Genomic DNA, 18,074 nt, shown 5'->3' with positions numbered 1-18,074 from the left:
GAATGACTGAAACACTATCGCTGGTCTGGCTCCGGCGTGATTTACGACTACACGATAATGCCGCTTTATACCACGCCCTTAAAAGCGGCCGCCCTGTTTTACCCGTTTTTATTTTTGATCGTACCATTCTGGATGCGCTGGACGAACGAGCCGACCGACGCGTTGAGTTTATCGTTCAGGAAATCAATCGGCTACAGGCTGAACTGACGGCTATGGGGTCGACACTCGTTGTACGATACGGTCATCCAATTGCCGTTTGGAAGGAACTGATTCAGCAGTATTCCATCGGCGATGTGTTTACGAATTACGATTATGAAGTGTATGCCAAAGAGCGGGATAAAGCAGTTGGCGAGCTGTTGAATGAACAGGGGATAGGGTTTCATACGAGTAAAGACCAGACCATTTTTGATCGGGACGAGATTCTTAGTGGCAAAAAAGCGCCCTACACGGTTTTTACGCCTTACAGTAAAAAGTGGCGCGAGGAGTTGACAGAATTCTACCTCCGGGCCTATCCAACCGAACGGTATTTTTCACATTTCTGGAAAACCCAGCCTGAACGAATACTTACACTGGCCGAATTGAACTTCAAGGCCGTAGGTGAACCTTTTCCGGCGCGTACCGTGTCGGATGAGTTGCTGAACACCTACAAAAAAACGCGTGATTTGCCTGCCTTACAGCATGGGACCAGCCAGCTAAGTATTCATCTGCGGTTCGGTACAATTAGCATCCGTGAGTTAGCCCGGCAGGCGAAAGCTGCCAATGATAGCACCTTCCTGAATGAACTTTGCTGGCGTGATTTCTACTTTCAGGTACTGCATCATTTTCCGCACGTCGAAAAAAACTCATTCCGCCCTAAATACGACCGGATTGACTGGCGGAACAACGAAGAGGAGTTTGCGAAATGGTGTGAAGGACAAACGGGCTACCCTATTGTAGATGCTGGGATGCGCCAGCTAAACACGATAGGCTGGATGCATAATCGGGTCAGAATGATCACGGCTAGTTTTCTGTGTAAGCACCTGCTGATCGACTGGCGGTGGGGCGAAGCCTATTTTGCCAAAAAATTGCGCGATTATGATCTGGCTGCTAATAATGGAGGCTGGCAATGGGCAGCGGGCTCGGGTACCGATGCAGCTCCTTATTTCCGTGTATTCAATCCGATTTTGCAGGCCGAAAAGTTCGACCCGAAAGAAGTTTATATTCGGCGCTGGGTTCCTGAGTTCGGAAGTTCGAAATATACCAAGCCTATGGTCGACCATGCCATGGTTCGCGAGCGGGCCATCACAACCTACAAAAAGGCGTTAAACCAGCAAGAAGATTAGCGCACAGGTTGGGGAGCAGACTTATAATTTCCACTGCACTACCCAGCCCGGTTTAACTACCTTCGGGCGAGGGACGCCAGCTAGTCCCGTGACTGGATTCATGGCGATCAGGGTAATCGGGATAGCTGTTTTGGTTTGGGCTGAAATGGCTTTCGTTGCTCGTAAAAATAAATTCCCCTGGGTATCCACGTCATCAACAACGGCATAGAGTAGGTCGCCCGCCTGTAGTTCATCCTCGCCAATCTGAACCGCATCGGTCAGGGCAAATGCCCAGCTTTGCCCAACTTTAGGCTGACCAGCTTTAATCAATCGGGCAACGGCATCGCCCGTAAAAACTGGAGCCGCTCTCGGTTTTTCCTTTAGTAGCTCCACAAGCAAACTGTCCATAATCCGGGCTTCATTTTTTTGAGCTTTGCCTACGTCTAAAAATGATTCAATGGGAACGCCAACGGGATCTGGATCTTCGTCCTGAAGCCAGCCCATACGTCGAGCCTGTTCGCGTTCGCGCTCATACGCCTGCCCTGATGAGGCCAGCATGATGCCCGCTGAGCCAACCCCGTACATTGGATTCGTGAACAGCTCTTTCATGGCCAGAATCCGGTAGAGGTAGTAGGCCGTTTCGGAGTTGAGGCTCATAGCGTAATAATCCCGGTGCCCCGACTTGGTAATTTTCCGCTGTACCATGCCGACACCCCCATTATAAGCTGCCGCAACCAGTGTCCAGGAGCCTAATTTCTGATGCAGGAATCGCAGGTATTTACAGGCCGCTTCAGTTGATTTACGGAGGTCCGTACGTTCGTCGTTGCCCGGTGCAATCGAAAGGCCCATATCCTGCGCTGTATCATCCATAAACTGCCAGTAGCCAATCGCTCCGGCCGACGAAACGGCGTTCGATTGCCAGGCGCTTTCGATGAGCGGTAGGTACTTAAAATCATTGGGAATAGTATACTGGGCCAGAATTGGCTCGATAACCGCAAAAAAAGGAGCTGAACGAGCTTTCAATCCGTTTACATGCTGAATATAGCCTGAGCTACCTGCCAACGCCAGTGCTAGTTTGGCTGACACTTCGCTCTGTTCGGTAGGAACAATTTCACCGCAGAAATGCAGCCGCTGTGGACCAACAAGTGGACGGGAAGGTAACGGTTTTTTACGTTCAGATTTCGCCTTAGCTGAAGTTGCTTTTTTCTGCGCTGCTGCTGGAAATAAAAGCAAACCAACGCTCAGAGCAGCCAGCACCGTACCTATTGTCGCTATTCTCAAAATAAAAGTCGATTGGTTGGACCTTTAGACAACGAATCGAACGAGCGGTTTAGTTCAGTAATGCGTAGGTTAGGGAAAGGGGAGAAGCTCATTTACAGGGCTTTCCAGGTTAGTATCCAGCCCGCTTTTACCTGATCGACTTCCGAAAGTTTGATACCCGTACGGCCAGTTGAGGCATCTATAGCAGTCAGCGCCAGATTGTACGTATGCTTTTCGGTGGCTGAATAAAGTTTGTCGGCGCGTAAATAAAGTTTATCAGTTTTGGGGTCCACATCTTCAACGACGGCGTACAGAACATCCCCTTCTTCAACGGGTTTGCCATCGGCCATTCCGTTGCGAGTCAGGTGGAATACCCAGGTGGCTCCTCGTCGTGCTCCCGACGATTCGATCAGTTTAGCCCTGATGCCCTCCCGGAATACATCGGCTGCGTTCGGCAGAGGTATATCTTTGGGCTTTCCTGTAGCGGGTTGCGCTACCTCTTCATCAGGGGCCTCAACGGCGTTCTCTGTTACAGTATTGACGAGCGACTCCGATAAGATGGGTTCGTCTGGGTCTGGTTCATCAGTAGGAGTCAGTGGCTCACTCAGATACGCCATCATTTGTTCGGGAATGAGTTGCCGGTAAGATCGATAGTTGGAAAACAACTCTTTAAACGCCAGAATCCGGTATAAGTATTTGCCCGTTTCGGCATTAAGGCGCAGGTAATAGTAATCACGCTGTTGCTGGCGACGGATATTTCCTAATAAGGCTCCAATTCCATTATTATAGGCGGCTGCCGCTAAGGTCCAGGAACCTAAACGATTATACAAATACCGTAGATACCGGCAGGCGGCATTTGTCGATTTGACCAGATTCCGGCGTTCGTCATAGCCTGGCTCAATAATAAGCCCCAGCTCGCGTGCTGTTGCGGGCATAAACTGCCAATACCCAACTGCGCCTTTGGGCGACACCGCCATGCCCGTCAGCGCACTTTCAACCAATGGTAAGTATTTGAAATCCAGTGGAATATTGTGCTTGAGCAGAATGGGTTCGATAATCGGAAAAAAGACGGCTGCGCGTTGCCTCATGCGGTAAAGAGCCTGATTTTGAGCCGTATTGTGCGCTAGGGCGGATACCAATCGACGGGCGACCGATTCTTCATGTAACGGCACCGATTCTCCGCAGAAATAAACGGAAGGCAGAAGCCGGGTCAACCCCGGATCAAGGGGCGAGTAAATCCTATTTTGAAGGGTTAGTGGCCTGTTTGCTGATAGTGGAAGCAACTCATTGGAGACTGAAACACACGCCACAACCAGACCCGTTGCCAATGAAAAAGAGGCTAACAAGTTCATTAAACAGTAATCTTTCCATGTATGGGTTACTGTTTGTTTAGACGTAAATAAAAGTCTATAGTAACGATATAGTTTCTATATTTTCTATTCTGACAAATTGAATGTTCCTATACATTGATCATCATAAACGCAGAAAGCCGCTTCAGAAGCGGCTTTCTGCGTTTATGATGATACTGGGTTAATGGATTATAACCAATCCCAGAAATGTAATGGCCGGATACCTTCGCCTTCACCTTGTTTCAATTGAAGAATACGAGGGCGACGAAACCGGAGTACCATCAAGCCCATCATGAGTTTTTTGATAGGCAAATGAGCGCCCTGTTTTTCCAGAGCAGCATCTGGTGCATTGGGCGTGTGCTTTACCAGCGCAGCGCGGGCAATCAACTGATCGGTGTCTGATGGCGCTTTAGTCAGCGCATTGTTTGGCCGAGGCCCCCAGATTGGCGACGTAAACTCCTCATCAATCAGTTCGATAGTCGGAGCATCTTTGATCTTTCTGGGAACAGCCAACGGCTTATGCCAGCTCGGTAGGGGCTTGGTTAACTCAGCAATCGTTGATCCGCTGAGCAGCAACGCATACTGACGGGGGTTGGTCAGTAATTCTTTAAACGCCAGAATCTGGAACAGGTAAGAACTGGTTTCGCGGTGAAGCCGAAGCCGGTAATAATTCGAATGGCCTTGCTGCTCCATCTTGTTCATGACGTGCGTGATACCACCGTTGTAGGCTGCGGCTACAAGAGTCCAGGAGCCTAGTACTTTGTATAACTGGTGCAAATGCCGACAGACAGCTACCGTCGACTTTTGTAGATCACGACGTTCATCGACACTGCCGTTTACTTTCAAGCCCAGCTCACGGGCTGTTCCCGGCATAATCTGCCAATACCCAGCGGCTCCCTTATACGATACGCTGCGGTTGTTGAGTGCACTTTCGGCCAGCGGCATAAACCGAAAATCGCGGGGGATCTTGTACTTCCGTAAGATGGGGTCAATAATGGGGAAGAATTCAGACGCTTTGGTACGAAGGTCCATCAGAAACTCTTCCTGAGCACCATAATTGCGTAGGGTTTGTGCCCATCTACGCGATACGCGGGGTTCATTGACGGGTACTTCTTCGCCACAAAAATAAATTGGAAACAGGCGTTTGGTCGAATCAACGACTAATAATTGGGGGTTGTTCAGGCCGCTTGATAACGGAAGTACCCGACTCGTATCGGCTCCGAAAAGTGGGGACCAACTTGGTAGTGTAGTGACACCAATCCCCGGCTTCATGGTGGCCATGAGCAGTGAAAAACTTACTTCTTTAATCAAAATTATAGTAGTTGTTGTGAAACATAGAGACGAAAAAACCCGCACATTTGTAACGGGTTCATAATCTTTACTGGAACGAATTTAGCTGATTATCTGATATATACCAAATCTGGCCTCTAAGAATTATCCAACGGTACTGCTGAAAACAGGATTATATCTTTATAAAAGGCCCGCAACAAGGGTCAGTTTACCATAGTCGTATTTACCGCCTAAATACTCGTAGACAGCTTTTAAACGCCCTTCTTCGATACCAACTATACCGATAGCTTTTTCAATTTCCCGTTGCTCAAAAGGGTCAATTAACGAGGCCAAATCAATGTCATAGCCCGACTTCGAAAGTTGGACCAGATGGCTGGCTACAGAGCCACTGGTTAGCTGGCGCTCGACCGCAATTTCTTCAATAGACAGCCCCCTGTTATAGAGGTCAAGCGTGAGTAATTGTGTCGATCCTTTCGGTTTTTCTCCGGCTTGTACACGTCCCCGCACATACCCCACAATCTCATCCAGAAACTGTTTCCCAAACAACTGAAGCTTGCGTTCGCCCACCCCACTGACATTCCGTAAGGCATCGGGAGTCGTCGGCTTCTGGCGGGCCATATCTTCGAGGGTCGTGTCGGTGAAGATAACGTAGGCTGGCACATTCTGCTCGTCGGCAATTTGCTTGCGCAGGACCCGGAGTCGTTCGAAAAGTTCGTCTCGTTGCGACTCGGTTTTGGTTCTGGGCTTTTCGACCACTGGTTTAGGCGCATCGTCGGGACGAACCAGATCTATTTTTCGACCACCATAGAGAACCTGGTCGGCCAGGATACCCCGTCGCAACGCGTAATGCTGGTCGTAAGCGATTTCAATAACTCCAATGTTGATGAGCTGATGCAGGTAATTTCGCCAGTCTTCAAACCGAAGGTCGCGTCCGGCTCCGTAGGTTTTTATCTGGTCGTATCCTCCCTGCAATACTTGCTGGCTGCGCGAACCCCGAAGAATATCGATCAGCAGATTCATCGGTACGCGTTCTCCGGTACGTACCATCGCCGAGAGGGCTTTCTGGGCCAGAATCGTGCCGTCGAAGGTAACGCATGGGTCACGACAAACGTCACAGTTGCCACAAGGCTCGGGTAGTTCTTCCGAGAAATAAGAGAGCAGAATCTGACGGCGGCAGGTATGGGCATCGGCATATTGCTGCATCCGCTCCAGTTTAGCCAACTGAAGACCCAGGTTCGCCGGATTGTTTTCTGCCAGCATCTCTTTATAAGTAGCTACATCGGCGAAGCTGTAGAAGAGTACCGTTTGAGCCGCAGCCCCGTCGCGCCCCGCCCGGCCGATTTCCTGATAGAAGCTCTCAATGTTTTTGGGCATATTGTAATGAATTACCCAACGCACGTTCGATTTGTCGATGCCCATACCAAAAGCGATGGTCGCACATATAATTCGAACATCGTCGCGCAGAAAGGCTTCCTGGGTTTTATTCCGGTCGTCGGGGTCCATTTTGGCGTGGTAAAAGGCCGCACTGAATCCTTTTTCCTGCAATTTGGCTGCCAGCGATTCGGTCGATTTCCGGCTGAGGCAGTAGATGATGCCCGATGTATTCGGTTTTTGCTGGAGGAGCCGAATGATTTGCTGAAGGCGGTTTTGGCCTGGCAATACTTGTAAACTCAGGTTCGTTCGATTGAACGAAGCGACAAACACCGCCGGATCGACCATACCGAGGCCGGTGGCAATATCCTGACGGGTTAGTTTATCGGCCGTTGCGGTAAGGGCGATGGTCGGCACCTGCGGAAACTGCTCTTTCAGAACCTGCAACTGGGTATATTCAGGCCGAAAGTCGTGCCCCCACGACGAAATACAGTGTGCTTCGTCGATGGCGAACAGCGAAACGTTGATCTGCTTCAGAAAATGAAAAAACGATTCGGTAAGCAGTTTTTCGGGCGAAACGTAGAGCAGCTTGAGTTTCCCCTTGTGGCAATCGGCTTCAATATCGCGCTGTTCGCGGGATGTTTGCGTGCTGTTATAATAAGCTGCCTGAATCCCGTTCATATGCAGGGCTCCCACCTGGTCTTTCATGAGAGCTATAAGCGGAGAAACCACGATGGTAACACCCGGCAGCATCAGGGCCGGAATCTGAAAACAGACGGATTTGCCCCCACCCGTAGGCATTAGTACAACTGTATCGCGTCCGCTTAAAATCGACTGGATGATAGCTTCCTGCATCGGCCGGAAGCGGTCGTATCCATAGTAACGTTTCAGGTAATCGGCCGGATTTTGCGTCTGGAGCGGAGGTGTGCTAATCATTGACAGATTCGGGTGATGGTATGCGGGTCGAGCAGCTGTCAATTAGACGGGCTAAAAGTAATTGGTGACAGCTACCGGCTACAATCATTCTATCAAATTTAAGCAAAATTTAAGTAATTTTTAGCGTTGGAATGGTGATTTTCTTCCCATCTTTCCGTCATAAGAGCCAATACTATTGTTTCACAAAACCCGATCCGATTTGTATGAAGAAGACCCTGTCAATCATATGCCTTGCGTTAAGCCTGCTGGTTGCCTCCAACGGCTGGGCACAGGACGATAAACCGTCAAAAAGCAAAGCGAAGAAAGAGCAGAACGAGGCCGATAAAGACGCTAAAAAGGCGGCAAAAGCCGAGAAAAAAGCCGCAAAAGAGGCTGCCCAGTCGGGTATGACCGATGCAGATAAGGCGCAGGCTAAAGCCGACAAACAAGCTGCCAAAGCAGAGAAGAAAGCTGCAAAAGAGGCCGATAAAGCCACGACTAAGGCAGATGCCAAACTGGATAAGGCGGATAAGAAAGCTGATAAAGCGGCTGCTAATGCGGGTCTGAAAGACGACAAAATGGACAAACCCTCAAAAGCGGATAAGACGGATAAAGCCGATAAAATGGTGAAGGCATCGGCGCCAGCCATGAAAGAGGAGAAGGCCACTCCCGCCGATTACAAAGCTCCGGTTGATCCCTCTGCCAAAGGGCCCAATGGGGAGAAAGTAATGGTCGGCCCGCGTGGAGGTAAGTACTACATCAATAAAAACGGCAACAAAACCTACCTGAGTAGTGCAAAAAGTAAGTAACTGCTGGATAATCGAACCGGAAGGGGTCGACGTCATTGACGCCGACCCCTTCCGGTTAATAAGTGGATTGATACGATTTTTCCAGGGGTGCGGTGCCCTGAATAATACCATCTTTGATCAGGCGGGTAACCAGTTCTCGGGGCAAAATTTCGTTATCGCTCAATCCCGTTGTCACGAGGGCTTTCCAGAAGGGGATGCCCGTAGCCAGACTTTTCATCTCCAGCAGAAGCTCGTTGTTCGATGAAATATATCGGCCCGAGCCCGACGTATAACTTCGATTAAAATCGATCGTTAATACTACTTCGCTCTGGCAGGCCTGTCGTTGCTTTTCTATAGCCTCTTCGGCCGTTTCGAACGAGATAGGACTATTGGCTACGGTGCAAACCTGATACCCTGGTGGGAAGGCGGTTTGTAACGAAGCCAAATAATCGGGCTTGGTTGTTGGTAATCGTGATACAATCAGAATGCGTTTAAATGCTGGTGTGGCATCTGTTTTTACGTTCGTCTGGAAGGTTGCTGTTACGCAGCCCGTCAAACAGACGAGCAGGCTACCGATCAGTAGGCCATATACGATAGATTTCATCAGGTTTAGCAGTTGGTGTTGGTCAAACATACTAACCGCTTAGCGATTTGATTGTTAAATGACTGTTAAAGTTCTTAAAACAGATTGTTGACTATCTTACAATAAATTCATCTGCGTTATGCCGCAACGGTTTGTCCTGCTCCTTCTGATTTTGTTCGTCGGCTGTGTTCGTCAGTCTGAGAAAAGCGTACAAATGGCTGGTTTACAAGAGTCGGTTGAGATTGTTCGGGACAAGTGGGGCGTCAATCACATCTACGCCAAAAATGAGCATGATTTATTCTTTGCACAAGGCTACTCGGCTGCTCAGGATCGGCTGTTTCAACTAGAAATGTGGCGTCGGCAGGCTACCGGAACCACCGCTGAGCTATTGGGGCCGCAGGAGCTTAAACGGGATATAGGCGCCCGCTTATTTCGGTTTCGGGGGAATCTGGATAATGAACTTAGGCAGTACCACCCACATGGGCCTCAAATTGTTCAGGCGTTTGTCGATGGAATCAATGCCTATATCAACACCATCCTCAAAACGCCGGAACAGCTACCATTTGAGTTTCGGGTGCTCCATACAAAGCCTGGGCTTTGGACGCCTGACGTGGTAATTAGCCGACATCAGGGCATTATGGCCAACGTGCGGGATGAGTTGAATTACGGCCGTCTGGTGCATTTGCTCGGTCCCGATAAAGTTCGGTCCTTGCAGTGGTTTCATCCGGTCTCAAAAACCAATGAGCCTGATTTGACCCTGCGGGTCAATGGTGATGAATTGTTTCAGCCTATTCTGGAACTGTATGAGGCCTTTCGACTGCCCCTGAAATATAAAGGCGTACTCAGTAAAGCCGATGAAGATGAAGCACTACAGTTCGATAGCGACCGTTGGTTCGACACTGAAAAGCAATACACAGGTTCGAATAACTGGGTTATCTCCGGGGCTAAGTCGGCCAGTGGCTTTCCGATGCTGGCCAACGATCCGCATCGGTCGCAGGCCACGCCTTCACTACGCTATTGGGTGCATCTGGATGCGCCGGGCTGGCATGTGGTAGGCGCAGGTGAGCCAACATTGCCTGGCATTTCTATTGGCCATAATGAGGATGGAGCCTGGGGGTTAACCATTTTCGAAACGGATAATGAAGATTTGTACGTTTATGAAGCCAACCCGGTCAATCCAAATCAGTACCGCTACAAGGGGGCCTGGGTGGACATGAGAACGCTGACCGAAACGATTCCCGTAAAAGGGGGCAAGCCGGTCAATGCAATCCTGAAATATACCCAACACGGGCCCGTCGTTTTCGACGATACGGTACATCATAAAGTCTATGCCGTTCGGGCGGGCTGGCTTGAACCAGGTTGTGCACCGTATCTGGCCAGTTTACGAATGAATCAGGCGCGTAACTGGGCCGAATTTCGGCAGGCGTGTCTGCAAAGTCGGGTGCCGGGCGAAAACATGATTTGGGCCGAGCGCCCTGCCGACGGGAAGGCTGGAAACATTGGCTGGCAGGTAGTGGCTTTATCGCCTGTGCGGCCGAACTATACCGGACTGGTGCCTGTGCCAGGCGACGGGCGCTTTGAGTGGAATGGTTATCTGCCTATTCAGCAGTTACCCAACGCGCTTAATCCACCCGAAGGTTCTATCGTAACGGCCAATAATAACCTATTGCCACCTGATTACCCGTACCGAAATGCGGTTGGCTGGACCTGGGCGTCACCGAGTCGGGCCGATCGGATTAAAGAGGTATTGAATGATGGTAAGCCAAAAAGCCTGACGGATTTTAAAGCGTTACAAGCGGATTACCTATCTATACCGGCCCGAACGATTGTGCCTTTACTTCAACAATTGACCTCTGCCAGTTCGCAAACGCAACGGGCGTTGACCTATTTGCGTCGGTGGGATTATCGGCTCGATCCGAATTCAATAGCGGCTGCCATTTTTATCGCCTGGGATGATGAATTGAAAGCGGCTGTCTATGACGAGAAAGTCCCTGCAAAAGCACGACCATATCTGAAAGCGTTACCTACTCGACGGGTGACGGAAGCCCTGTTGCAAACCGGCTCACACCGCGATAGTCTCCTGATTCGTTGCCTCGATAAAGCCGTGACTGACTTAACTGAACAGCTCGGCCCTAATATGGCGAACTGGCGGTATGGACAGCCCAACTTTAAGCACATTACGATCAAGCATCCACTGAGTGGCCTCGTCGATGAAACCATGCACAAGCGAATCAATTTGGGGCCTGTGGCGCGGGGTGGCTATGGCGAAACTGTCAACGCTACCTCGTTTGATCTGAACCAAACGCACGGAGCTTCGTTCCGAATGTTGGTCGATACACAGGATTGGGATAAAACCTTAGGCATCAATACCCCTGGCCAGTCGGGTAATCCCGATAGTCCACACTATAGCGACCTCTTCCCGATCTGGGCGAAGAACGACTATTTTCCGGTGTATTTCTCCCGAGACAAAGTGAATTCGGTGTCAGAAGCGAAGGTCGTGCTGAAGCCGTAGGTGTACTGTAGTGTGGGCGGTAGACCGTGTAAGCTGATATTCTGGTTTTAATTGGCTACTGGCTACGCGGGCTCCCGCCCACACTACTTATTCATTTCGTACTTTTGCTGCCGAAAACTGTACGAACCGACAGTTTCACAAGCGAATGGATATTCAGGAAGAGTTAAAAAGTGCGATTCAACGGGCCGTTTCCGAGTTATACCAACAGGAATCAGGCGAGGTTTCTTTACAACCCACCAAGAAAGAATTCGACGGACTTTATACGTTCGTGACGTTTCCGTTGACAAAGGCGTTGCGGCAGGCCCCTGCTCAAATCGGTCAGGCTATTGGTAACTGGCTGGTAGCGAATAGCGAAATCGTGAGTGGCTTCAATGTGGTGCAGGGTTTTCTGAATATCAGTATTGCCGATGCGGCCTGGATTGAAGTGTTGAACGACATCGCCGGAAATCCGGCTTTTGGTCAGTTAGCCTCCAAAAGTCAGTCGGTGATGGTTGAGTTTTCGTCGCCAAATACCAACAAACCCCTGCACCTGGGTCACCTGCGCAATAATTTTCTGGGTGATTCGGTCAGTCGTATTCTGGCTGCCAATGGCTATGATGTGGTTAAAACCTGCATTGTCAACGATCGGGGTGTACACATCTGCAAGTCGATGCTGGCCTACAAGCTTTTCGGCAACGATGAAACGCCGGAACAGGCAGGCATGAAAGGCGATCACCTCATTGGTAAATACTATGTTCTGTTCGACAAGGCGTATAAACAGCAGGTCGAAGAGATGGCAGGGCAGGGAATACCTAAAGAGGAGGCTGAGAAAAAAGCACCCTTGATGCTAGAAGTGCAGCAGATGCTTCGGCTCTGGGAACAGGGCGATCCTGAAACCGTAGCCCTCTGGCGCAAACTCAACGACTGGGTGTATACTGGATTCGATGCTACTTATCAGTCGATTGGTGTCAGTTTCGACAAAACCTATTACGAGTCGAATACGTATGTACTTGGAAAAGAAATTGTCGAAGAAGGGTTGCAGAAAGGTGTTTTTTACCGGAAAGACGACGGTTCTGTCTGGATTGACCTGACGGATCAAGGACTGGACCAGAAACTGGTACTTCGTTCCGACGGCACATCCGTTTATATGACGCAGGACCTAGGCACGACCGACCTGAAATATCAGGATTTTCATACCGACCGCCAGATTTGGGTGGTTGGGAATGAGCAGGACTACCATTTCAATGTGCTCTTTGCCATTCTGCGTCGGTTAGGGCGGCCTTATGCCAGCAATTTGTACCATCTTTCGTATGGTATGGTCGATCTGCCAACCGGCAAGATGAAGTCGCGGGAAGGGACGGTGGTCGACGCCGACGATCTGATTCAGGAAACGACCGAAGCTGCGGCTACTGCTGCTGATGAAGCGGCCAAAGGAAAGCTCGACGAATTTACCCCAGCCGAGAAAGCGTCGCTGTTTCATATGCTGGGGTTGGGTGCATTAAAATACTACCTGCTGAAAGTAGACCCTCAGAAACGGATGCAGTTCAACCCCGCCGAATCGGTGGACTTGCATGGAAATACGGGACCTTACATTCAGTATGTGCATGCCCGTATTCAGTCGATTCTTAGGAAAGCTACTGAGGCCGAGATAGTTTTAAATGGAAACATTTCGGATACACAACTTGATGAGATTGAGCAGCAATTGGTCTTTTTGTTGAGTCAGTATCCACAGCGCGTGAAAGAGGCAGGCGACGATTTCGCACCTTCCTATCTGGCGCAATACGCGTATGAGTTGGCGAAGACATTTAACCAGTTTTACGACAAGTTGCCGATCCTGAAAGAGACGGACTCCGTGAAGCTCCAGACCCGACTTGTGCTGGCAAAATGCATTGGTGAAACTATTCAGAAAGCAATGGGCTTATTGGGCATAGAAGTTCCGCAGAAAATGTAGTTACTTTGTTCAAAATCAGTTAATACTAGTTTACTTTCTAAACGTTATGCGTACCGCATAGTAAAACCGAAAAACCAACCATGAAAAAGAATCTCATTTTTACGATGGCCGCTTTGGCTCTTGTTTTCTCGCTGTCCAGTTTTATGTCGCTCTCCACGCTTGTTAACGGGATTTTTGCCGATGAGCAGGCTGCTGCCAATGTTACCAACATTGCTCCAACGAAAAGCCTGTACGACTTTACAGTAAACTCGCTGGATGGTAAGCCTGTTGCCTTGAAGGGGTTCAAAGGTAAAAAAGTAGTCATTCTGAATGTAGCGTCGAAGTGCGGTTTCACCCCTCAGTATGCCGACTGGGAAAAATTCTACAAAGAACACGGCAGCAAAATTGTAGTATTGGGTTTCCCTGCTAACAACTTCAAGAGCCAGGAGCCCGGCTCCAACGAAGAGATTGCTGAGTTCTGCAAAAAGAATTATGGCGTAACTTTCCCGATGTTCGAAAAAGTATCGGTTCTGGGCGATGATCAGGCCCCAATCTACAAGTGGCTGACCCACAAAGATCTGAACGGCTGGAACGATCAGGCTCCTACCTGGAATTTCTGCAAATATGTGATCAACGAAAAAGGCGAACTGACCAATTTCTTCAACTCGAAGGTAAAACCCGAAGACGAAGAGTTTAAAAAAGCCGTTGGTATCTAATTAGTGAAAGAGCGAAAGAGTGAAAGAGCGAAAAAAGCAGATGCCCGAATTTTCGCTCTTTCACTCTTTCGCTCTTTCGCTCTTTGCTATTATGAAAAGTTGGATTGCGGCTGCGCGGCCCCGGACATTACCGCTGTCGTTGGCGAGTATTATTTTAGGAAGTTTTCTGGCTTCGGCCGATGGTCATTTTAGCTGGTCGATTGCGTTGCTGGCTGCCCTGACTACCATTTTCCTGCAAATCCTGTCGAACTTCGCCAACGATTATGGCGATGCTGTTTCGGGAAAAGATACTGAGCTTCGGGTAGGCCCACGTAGGGCAGTCGCTACCGGCGACATCAGTAAAGAAGCAATGATGCGCGGTATTATTCTGATGTCGGCCTTATCGCTGATTAGTGGGATTGGGTTGTTAGCTGTCGCTTTTTATGGTGCAGGCCCAAAGCTATTCTGGTTTTTTTTGATTTTAGGGCTGCTCAGTATTGCGGCTGCCATTGGTTATACAAACGGCAAACGCCCGTATGGGTATGCCGGTTTTGGCGATATTGCTGTTTTAATTTTCTTCGGTTGGGTGGGTGTTCTGGGAACATATTTTCTGCATACCCTTTCGTTCAATCCGCTTCTTCTTTTACCAGCTACCAGTGTTGGCCTTTTTGCAACGGGCGTTCTGAATGTCAATAACATCCGTGATATCGAAACGGATACCATGACGGGAAAACGGTCGATTCCCTCGCGGCTGGGGCTATCGCTGGCGATTCGGTATCACTGGGGCTTATTAATAGCCGGTATGGCCTGTGCACTCGCCTATTCATTCCTGACAGGAGCAGCCTGGGTTAGCTATCTGTATGTGCTGGCTTTTCCGCTCTTTATTCTGAATGGGCGTGCCATTGCGTCTCACCAACGTCCCGCAGAGCTTAACCCACGACTGGGGCAACTTGCTATGAGCACGTTACTCTTCGTGATCTTATTTGGAATCGGGCAAGTGTTGTAGAATACCTGACTATTCTTATTGTCTCACCACTTTACGTGTTAGGGTTATCTCTCCAACCTGCACTTTCAGTAGATAAGTACCATGTGCATGCGGCATGGGTAAGGATTCGGAAAGCTTACTGGTTGGAACAAATTGCTTCTGAAGTACCAGCCGTCCATTCGCATCGACGAGTGTCATGTTAATTTCTTTTTTCTGCGCCATCGTCAGCTCCACATGAAGTACATCGTGTGCTGGGTTTGGATAAACCTTTAATTGGCTGTCTGAGAGGGTTTCTTCAGCCAAAGGCAATAGTACGGTTACGGATGCCTGTCCTGAACCAGTGCCTCTACCACAGCTATTCTCAACAGTGGCAATCGAATAGGTTGCTGACTGCGTTGGCTGAACAGTCAGCGTAAAGGGTGTTGCATTGGCTGAAAAGGTAGTGCCATCGGACAGGCTTCCTTTCCAGGGGCTATCGCCCGTAAGGTTGATCGTCAACGCAACCGACTCGCCTTTCAATACGGTGGTTGACCCGGCAATTGTGGCGGTTGGTAAAGGCTTAACGGCGAAGGCACCGCTCGGGCTTAGTTGGGCATACGGAATACCACGTGGACGCACCTGCACCCGGTAGCCTGTTCCGGGCGATAAAGTAGCCGGAAGTGTAGCCTGTAGCGCGTTTAGAGAGCCCGATCCAACAATCTGATTCGCGCTAAAACTACCGGATGCATCCGACAAAAGTACATCGTATTGCCAACCGGCAGCTTTAGTGGTGTTTTCGGGGATAGCTGTTACGGTAAACGTGCTCCCAACACAAGCGGTGGTGGTTACCGACGCTTGCGTCGTGATTTTAGGTGGAGGCAATACAGTCAAGGTAAACTGATCGGTCAGGCAGTTCTGATTGTCTTTTACGGTGATGGGAAAGCTTCCGGCTTTATCCGCCACATAGCTAATACTTCGGCTGTTTTGTCCCGCAGGCCAGCGATAATCGCCATTCCAGGAAGCAGAAAGTTGCAGCGTATCCCCATACTCGGCCGTAAGCGACGTAGTAGTCCCGCTGTTTTTGACCAGTGTAAACCGATCACCTATTGAGCCATCCGACAGTAAAAACTGGGCATCCAGCCGATCATCGTTTACATCCAGAATCATGGAACCGCCCTGTGCTACGTTGTTATAAACCGTTGCCGGGTGAGGGAAATCAGGTGATTGTCCACCCAATTGGCCACCAGAGCCATTTACGACATAAACCGTTCCCTGCCCTTTCGACAAAATAGGGCATGAGTTGGGCGAACCATCATAACGGCCCGTGTTGTTATTGGCCAGGTGTTTACCCTTATCGAAGGTATTGGCCAGTCCCCGTAAGCCTTTCAGTCGATAAGTCCGTTCGTAGCCGTGGCTATGGCCATTCATGACCAGATCGACACCGAACCGTTCCAGAATGGGGGTGAGGTTTTCGCGAATGAGCCGCATCGACTCTTCGGTGTCGGAATTGTGGCCGCCCTTGCTATACGGTGGGTGGTGAAAAATGACAATGGTCCAGGGAAGTTTATTGGCTGCCAGATCACGTTTGAGCCATTGGACCTGTGCAGATGTCGTATCGTAAAGGCGATACTGGCCATCTTGCCTACCTTGCGAATCGAGTGAGATCAGATGGACATTGCCGTAATTGGCAGCATAGTAGGATTTTGAGCCTGATGGTACTCCGCCAGCTTCACCCTGCTGTGGAAACGAAAATAGGTTATAATAGGCAATGTTGAAATTTGTCTCGCTATCGGCATAGTCATGATTACCGGGCGTAATAAAAATAGGCGTATTGCGGAGCGTTGGTGCGTAAACTGGAAAGACCACTTGCTGATATTCACTTTCCAACCCATACGAATAGGCATTATCGCCAAGCCAGAGCCACAAGTCGGCCGGGCGGTTGGCTGTTGCATTACGATATGCCTGATAAACAGCTCGCTGGTTGTCGCTCCCGCTCCCAAAATCACCTAGAACCCACATTCGGAACGGACGTTTATCGCCCGCTGGCAGCGCTGTTTTAAACGAATAGTTAGGACCGGATGCCAGTTGGGTATCACCATAGCCTATGGCATACGAATAACGAGTTGCAGGCTGGAGGCCTGTTAGGGTTAAAATATGTTCCTGCGTAGGTTGGGTTTCCTGTAAATTTCCTGTAAGCTGGTTCGCTGATTGGCCAAACCAAACCCGGCCTATACTAGGGGCGTCGGTTCGCCAGCGAACGACCACCGATGTGGGGGTAACGATCTGTAAGTAAGGGCCGCGTATAAGTATCGGCGTTTGAGCAGAAACCTGCTGACAGAGGCCGAGAATAAAGGATAGTTGTATAAGTCGTAAAAGCTTCATTGGGCGACAGGGAAGTCACCGTAAAGGTACACCTACCAGGCGAAATTTATGCCCAGTAGGTGTAAATTCATTCATGCCAATTCATTGACTTAGCGTCCCTTATGCAAAGCCTGATGCATTTTCAGCAGATTTCGTACTGGCCAGTCACTCTGATTATAAGCTTCCAGTTGGGCTAGTTTCATAACTAGCTGTCGCTCAATTCGCCGTCGTTCGTCGTTCGGCAGTTGTTTTAGGTTGACAGGCAACTGATGGAGCGCCTGATTTAATTGAAGGCAGGCTGTAGCCGGCAATGTGAAATGAGCGGCTAACCGCTCCACATCGGATAGTTTCCAAAGATCGGGTTTGCTGCGCCGATTTCGGATAGCATTGCCACTTAGCCCCACTGCCATGCCTAATTGCTCATCGTTGAGCGAACACTCGCGTAACCGCCACATGACGGCCTGGTAATTGTTAACAAAAGAGTGTAGAGTTGAGCGTAGATAATCAATCAAAGTTGTAAAATGGTTAAGTGAACGCAGATATTAATTGCGGGCAAATACTATGTATCAGATGGGCTAGGGGACTTTGTGCCGAAGGCCGGTTCATACGCGTGCAGTCAATAAATTGAGCTGCCTATCCATTATGGGCACACTGGTTTATATACAACATTCGTGCCGTTGTGTATTTTTCTGGAATCATATAAAAATCAATAATTGCGCAAAGGGTGTAAAAAAAAAGTCACCTCTCCGTAGAAAGGTGACTATAAAGTATCTCGG

General features: G+C 49.4%; 13 protein-coding genes. 6 read left to right on the top strand and 7 right to left on the bottom strand.

Annotation, left to right across the window (positions count from 1 at the left end; translation table 11 throughout):
- Positions 1 to 2 precede the first annotated feature (2 nt).
- A complete protein-coding gene (locus tag B5M13_RS28140) occupies positions 3 to 1,322 on the top strand; it encodes a cryptochrome/photolyase family protein (protein ID WP_080058827.1) in 1,320 nt (439 codons plus the stop codon).
- 21 nt (positions 1,323 to 1,343) lie between these two features.
- On the opposite strand, the gene B5M13_RS28135 is transcribed toward B5M13_RS28140, so the two are convergent.
- The 4 genes from B5M13_RS28135 to recQ form a co-directional block, all read right to left on the bottom strand.
- Positions 1,344 to 2,582, bottom strand: a complete 1,239-nt coding sequence (locus B5M13_RS28135) for a lytic transglycosylase domain-containing protein (RefSeq protein ID WP_080058826.1) — start codon at positions 2,580 to 2,582, stop codon at positions 1,344 to 1,346.
- A gap of 92 nt (positions 2,583 to 2,674) precedes the next feature.
- The gene (locus B5M13_RS28130; protein ID WP_080058825.1) at positions 2,675 to 3,913 is read right to left on the bottom strand and encodes a lytic transglycosylase domain-containing protein; all 1,239 of its coding nucleotides are present in this window, start codon (positions 3,911 to 3,913) and stop codon (positions 2,675 to 2,677) included.
- Between the two features lie 186 nt (positions 3,914 to 4,099).
- Entirely contained in the window at positions 4,100 to 5,191 is a 1,092-nt protein-coding gene (locus B5M13_RS28125) for a lytic transglycosylase domain-containing protein (RefSeq protein ID WP_080060111.1), read from the bottom strand.
- A gap of 189 nt (positions 5,192 to 5,380) precedes the next feature.
- On the bottom strand, positions 5,381 to 7,507 hold the full coding sequence (recQ, locus tag B5M13_RS28120) for a DNA helicase RecQ (protein ID WP_080058824.1): 2,127 nt from the start codon (positions 7,505 to 7,507) through the stop codon (positions 5,381 to 5,383).
- Between the two features lie 203 nt (positions 7,508 to 7,710).
- Here recQ and B5M13_RS28115 point away from each other — a divergent pair, with 203 nt between their 5' ends.
- A complete protein-coding gene (locus tag B5M13_RS28115) occupies positions 7,711 to 8,295 on the top strand; it encodes a hypothetical protein (protein ID WP_170061205.1) in 585 nt (194 codons plus the stop codon).
- A gap of 55 nt (positions 8,296 to 8,350) precedes the next feature.
- On the opposite strand, the gene B5M13_RS28110 is transcribed toward B5M13_RS28115, so the two are convergent.
- Complete coding sequence (locus B5M13_RS28110) at positions 8,351 to 8,878, bottom strand: hypothetical protein (protein WP_245859524.1); 528 nt, start codon at positions 8,876 to 8,878, stop codon at positions 8,351 to 8,353.
- 118 nt (positions 8,879 to 8,996) lie between these two features.
- Between B5M13_RS28110 and B5M13_RS28105 the strand changes: the two genes are divergently transcribed.
- From B5M13_RS28105 to B5M13_RS28090, 4 genes are all read left to right on the top strand, one after another.
- Entirely contained in the window at positions 8,997 to 11,369 is a 2,373-nt protein-coding gene (locus B5M13_RS28105; RefSeq protein WP_080058822.1) for a penicillin acylase family protein, read from the top strand.
- A 145-nt stretch (positions 11,370 to 11,514) separates the two neighbouring features.
- The gene (gene argS, locus B5M13_RS28100) at positions 11,515 to 13,299 is read left to right on the top strand and encodes an arginine--tRNA ligase (RefSeq protein ID WP_080058821.1); all 1,785 of its coding nucleotides are present in this window, start codon (positions 11,515 to 11,517) and stop codon (positions 13,297 to 13,299) included.
- 80 nt (positions 13,300 to 13,379) lie between these two features.
- Complete coding sequence (locus B5M13_RS28095) at positions 13,380 to 13,994, top strand: glutathione peroxidase (protein ID WP_080058820.1); 615 nt, start codon at positions 13,380 to 13,382, stop codon at positions 13,992 to 13,994.
- Positions 13,995 to 14,085: 91 nt separating this feature from the next.
- On the top strand, positions 14,086 to 14,979 hold the full coding sequence (locus B5M13_RS28090) for a 1,4-dihydroxy-2-naphthoate polyprenyltransferase (protein ID WP_080060109.1): 894 nt from the start codon (positions 14,086 to 14,088) through the stop codon (positions 14,977 to 14,979).
- 15 nt (positions 14,980 to 14,994) lie between these two features.
- On the opposite strand, the gene B5M13_RS28085 is transcribed toward B5M13_RS28090, so the two are convergent.
- On the bottom strand, positions 14,995 to 17,319 hold the full coding sequence (locus B5M13_RS28085; protein WP_080058819.1) for a metallophosphoesterase: 2,325 nt from the start codon (positions 17,317 to 17,319) through the stop codon (positions 14,995 to 14,997).
- Positions 17,320 to 17,408: 89 nt separating this feature from the next.
- Positions 17,409 to 17,753 (bottom strand): hypothetical protein, encoded by a 345-nt coding sequence (locus tag B5M13_RS28080; protein WP_080058818.1) that lies wholly within the window; start codon positions 17,751 to 17,753, stop codon positions 17,409 to 17,411.
- Positions 17,754 to 18,074 lie beyond the last annotated feature (321 nt).

It is taken from the genome of Spirosoma aerolatum (assembly GCF_002056795.1).
Classification (GTDB): Bacteria; Bacteroidota; Bacteroidia; order Cytophagales; family Spirosomataceae; genus Spirosoma; species Spirosoma aerolatum.
This window is presented reverse-complemented; position numbering and strand designations above follow the sequence as displayed.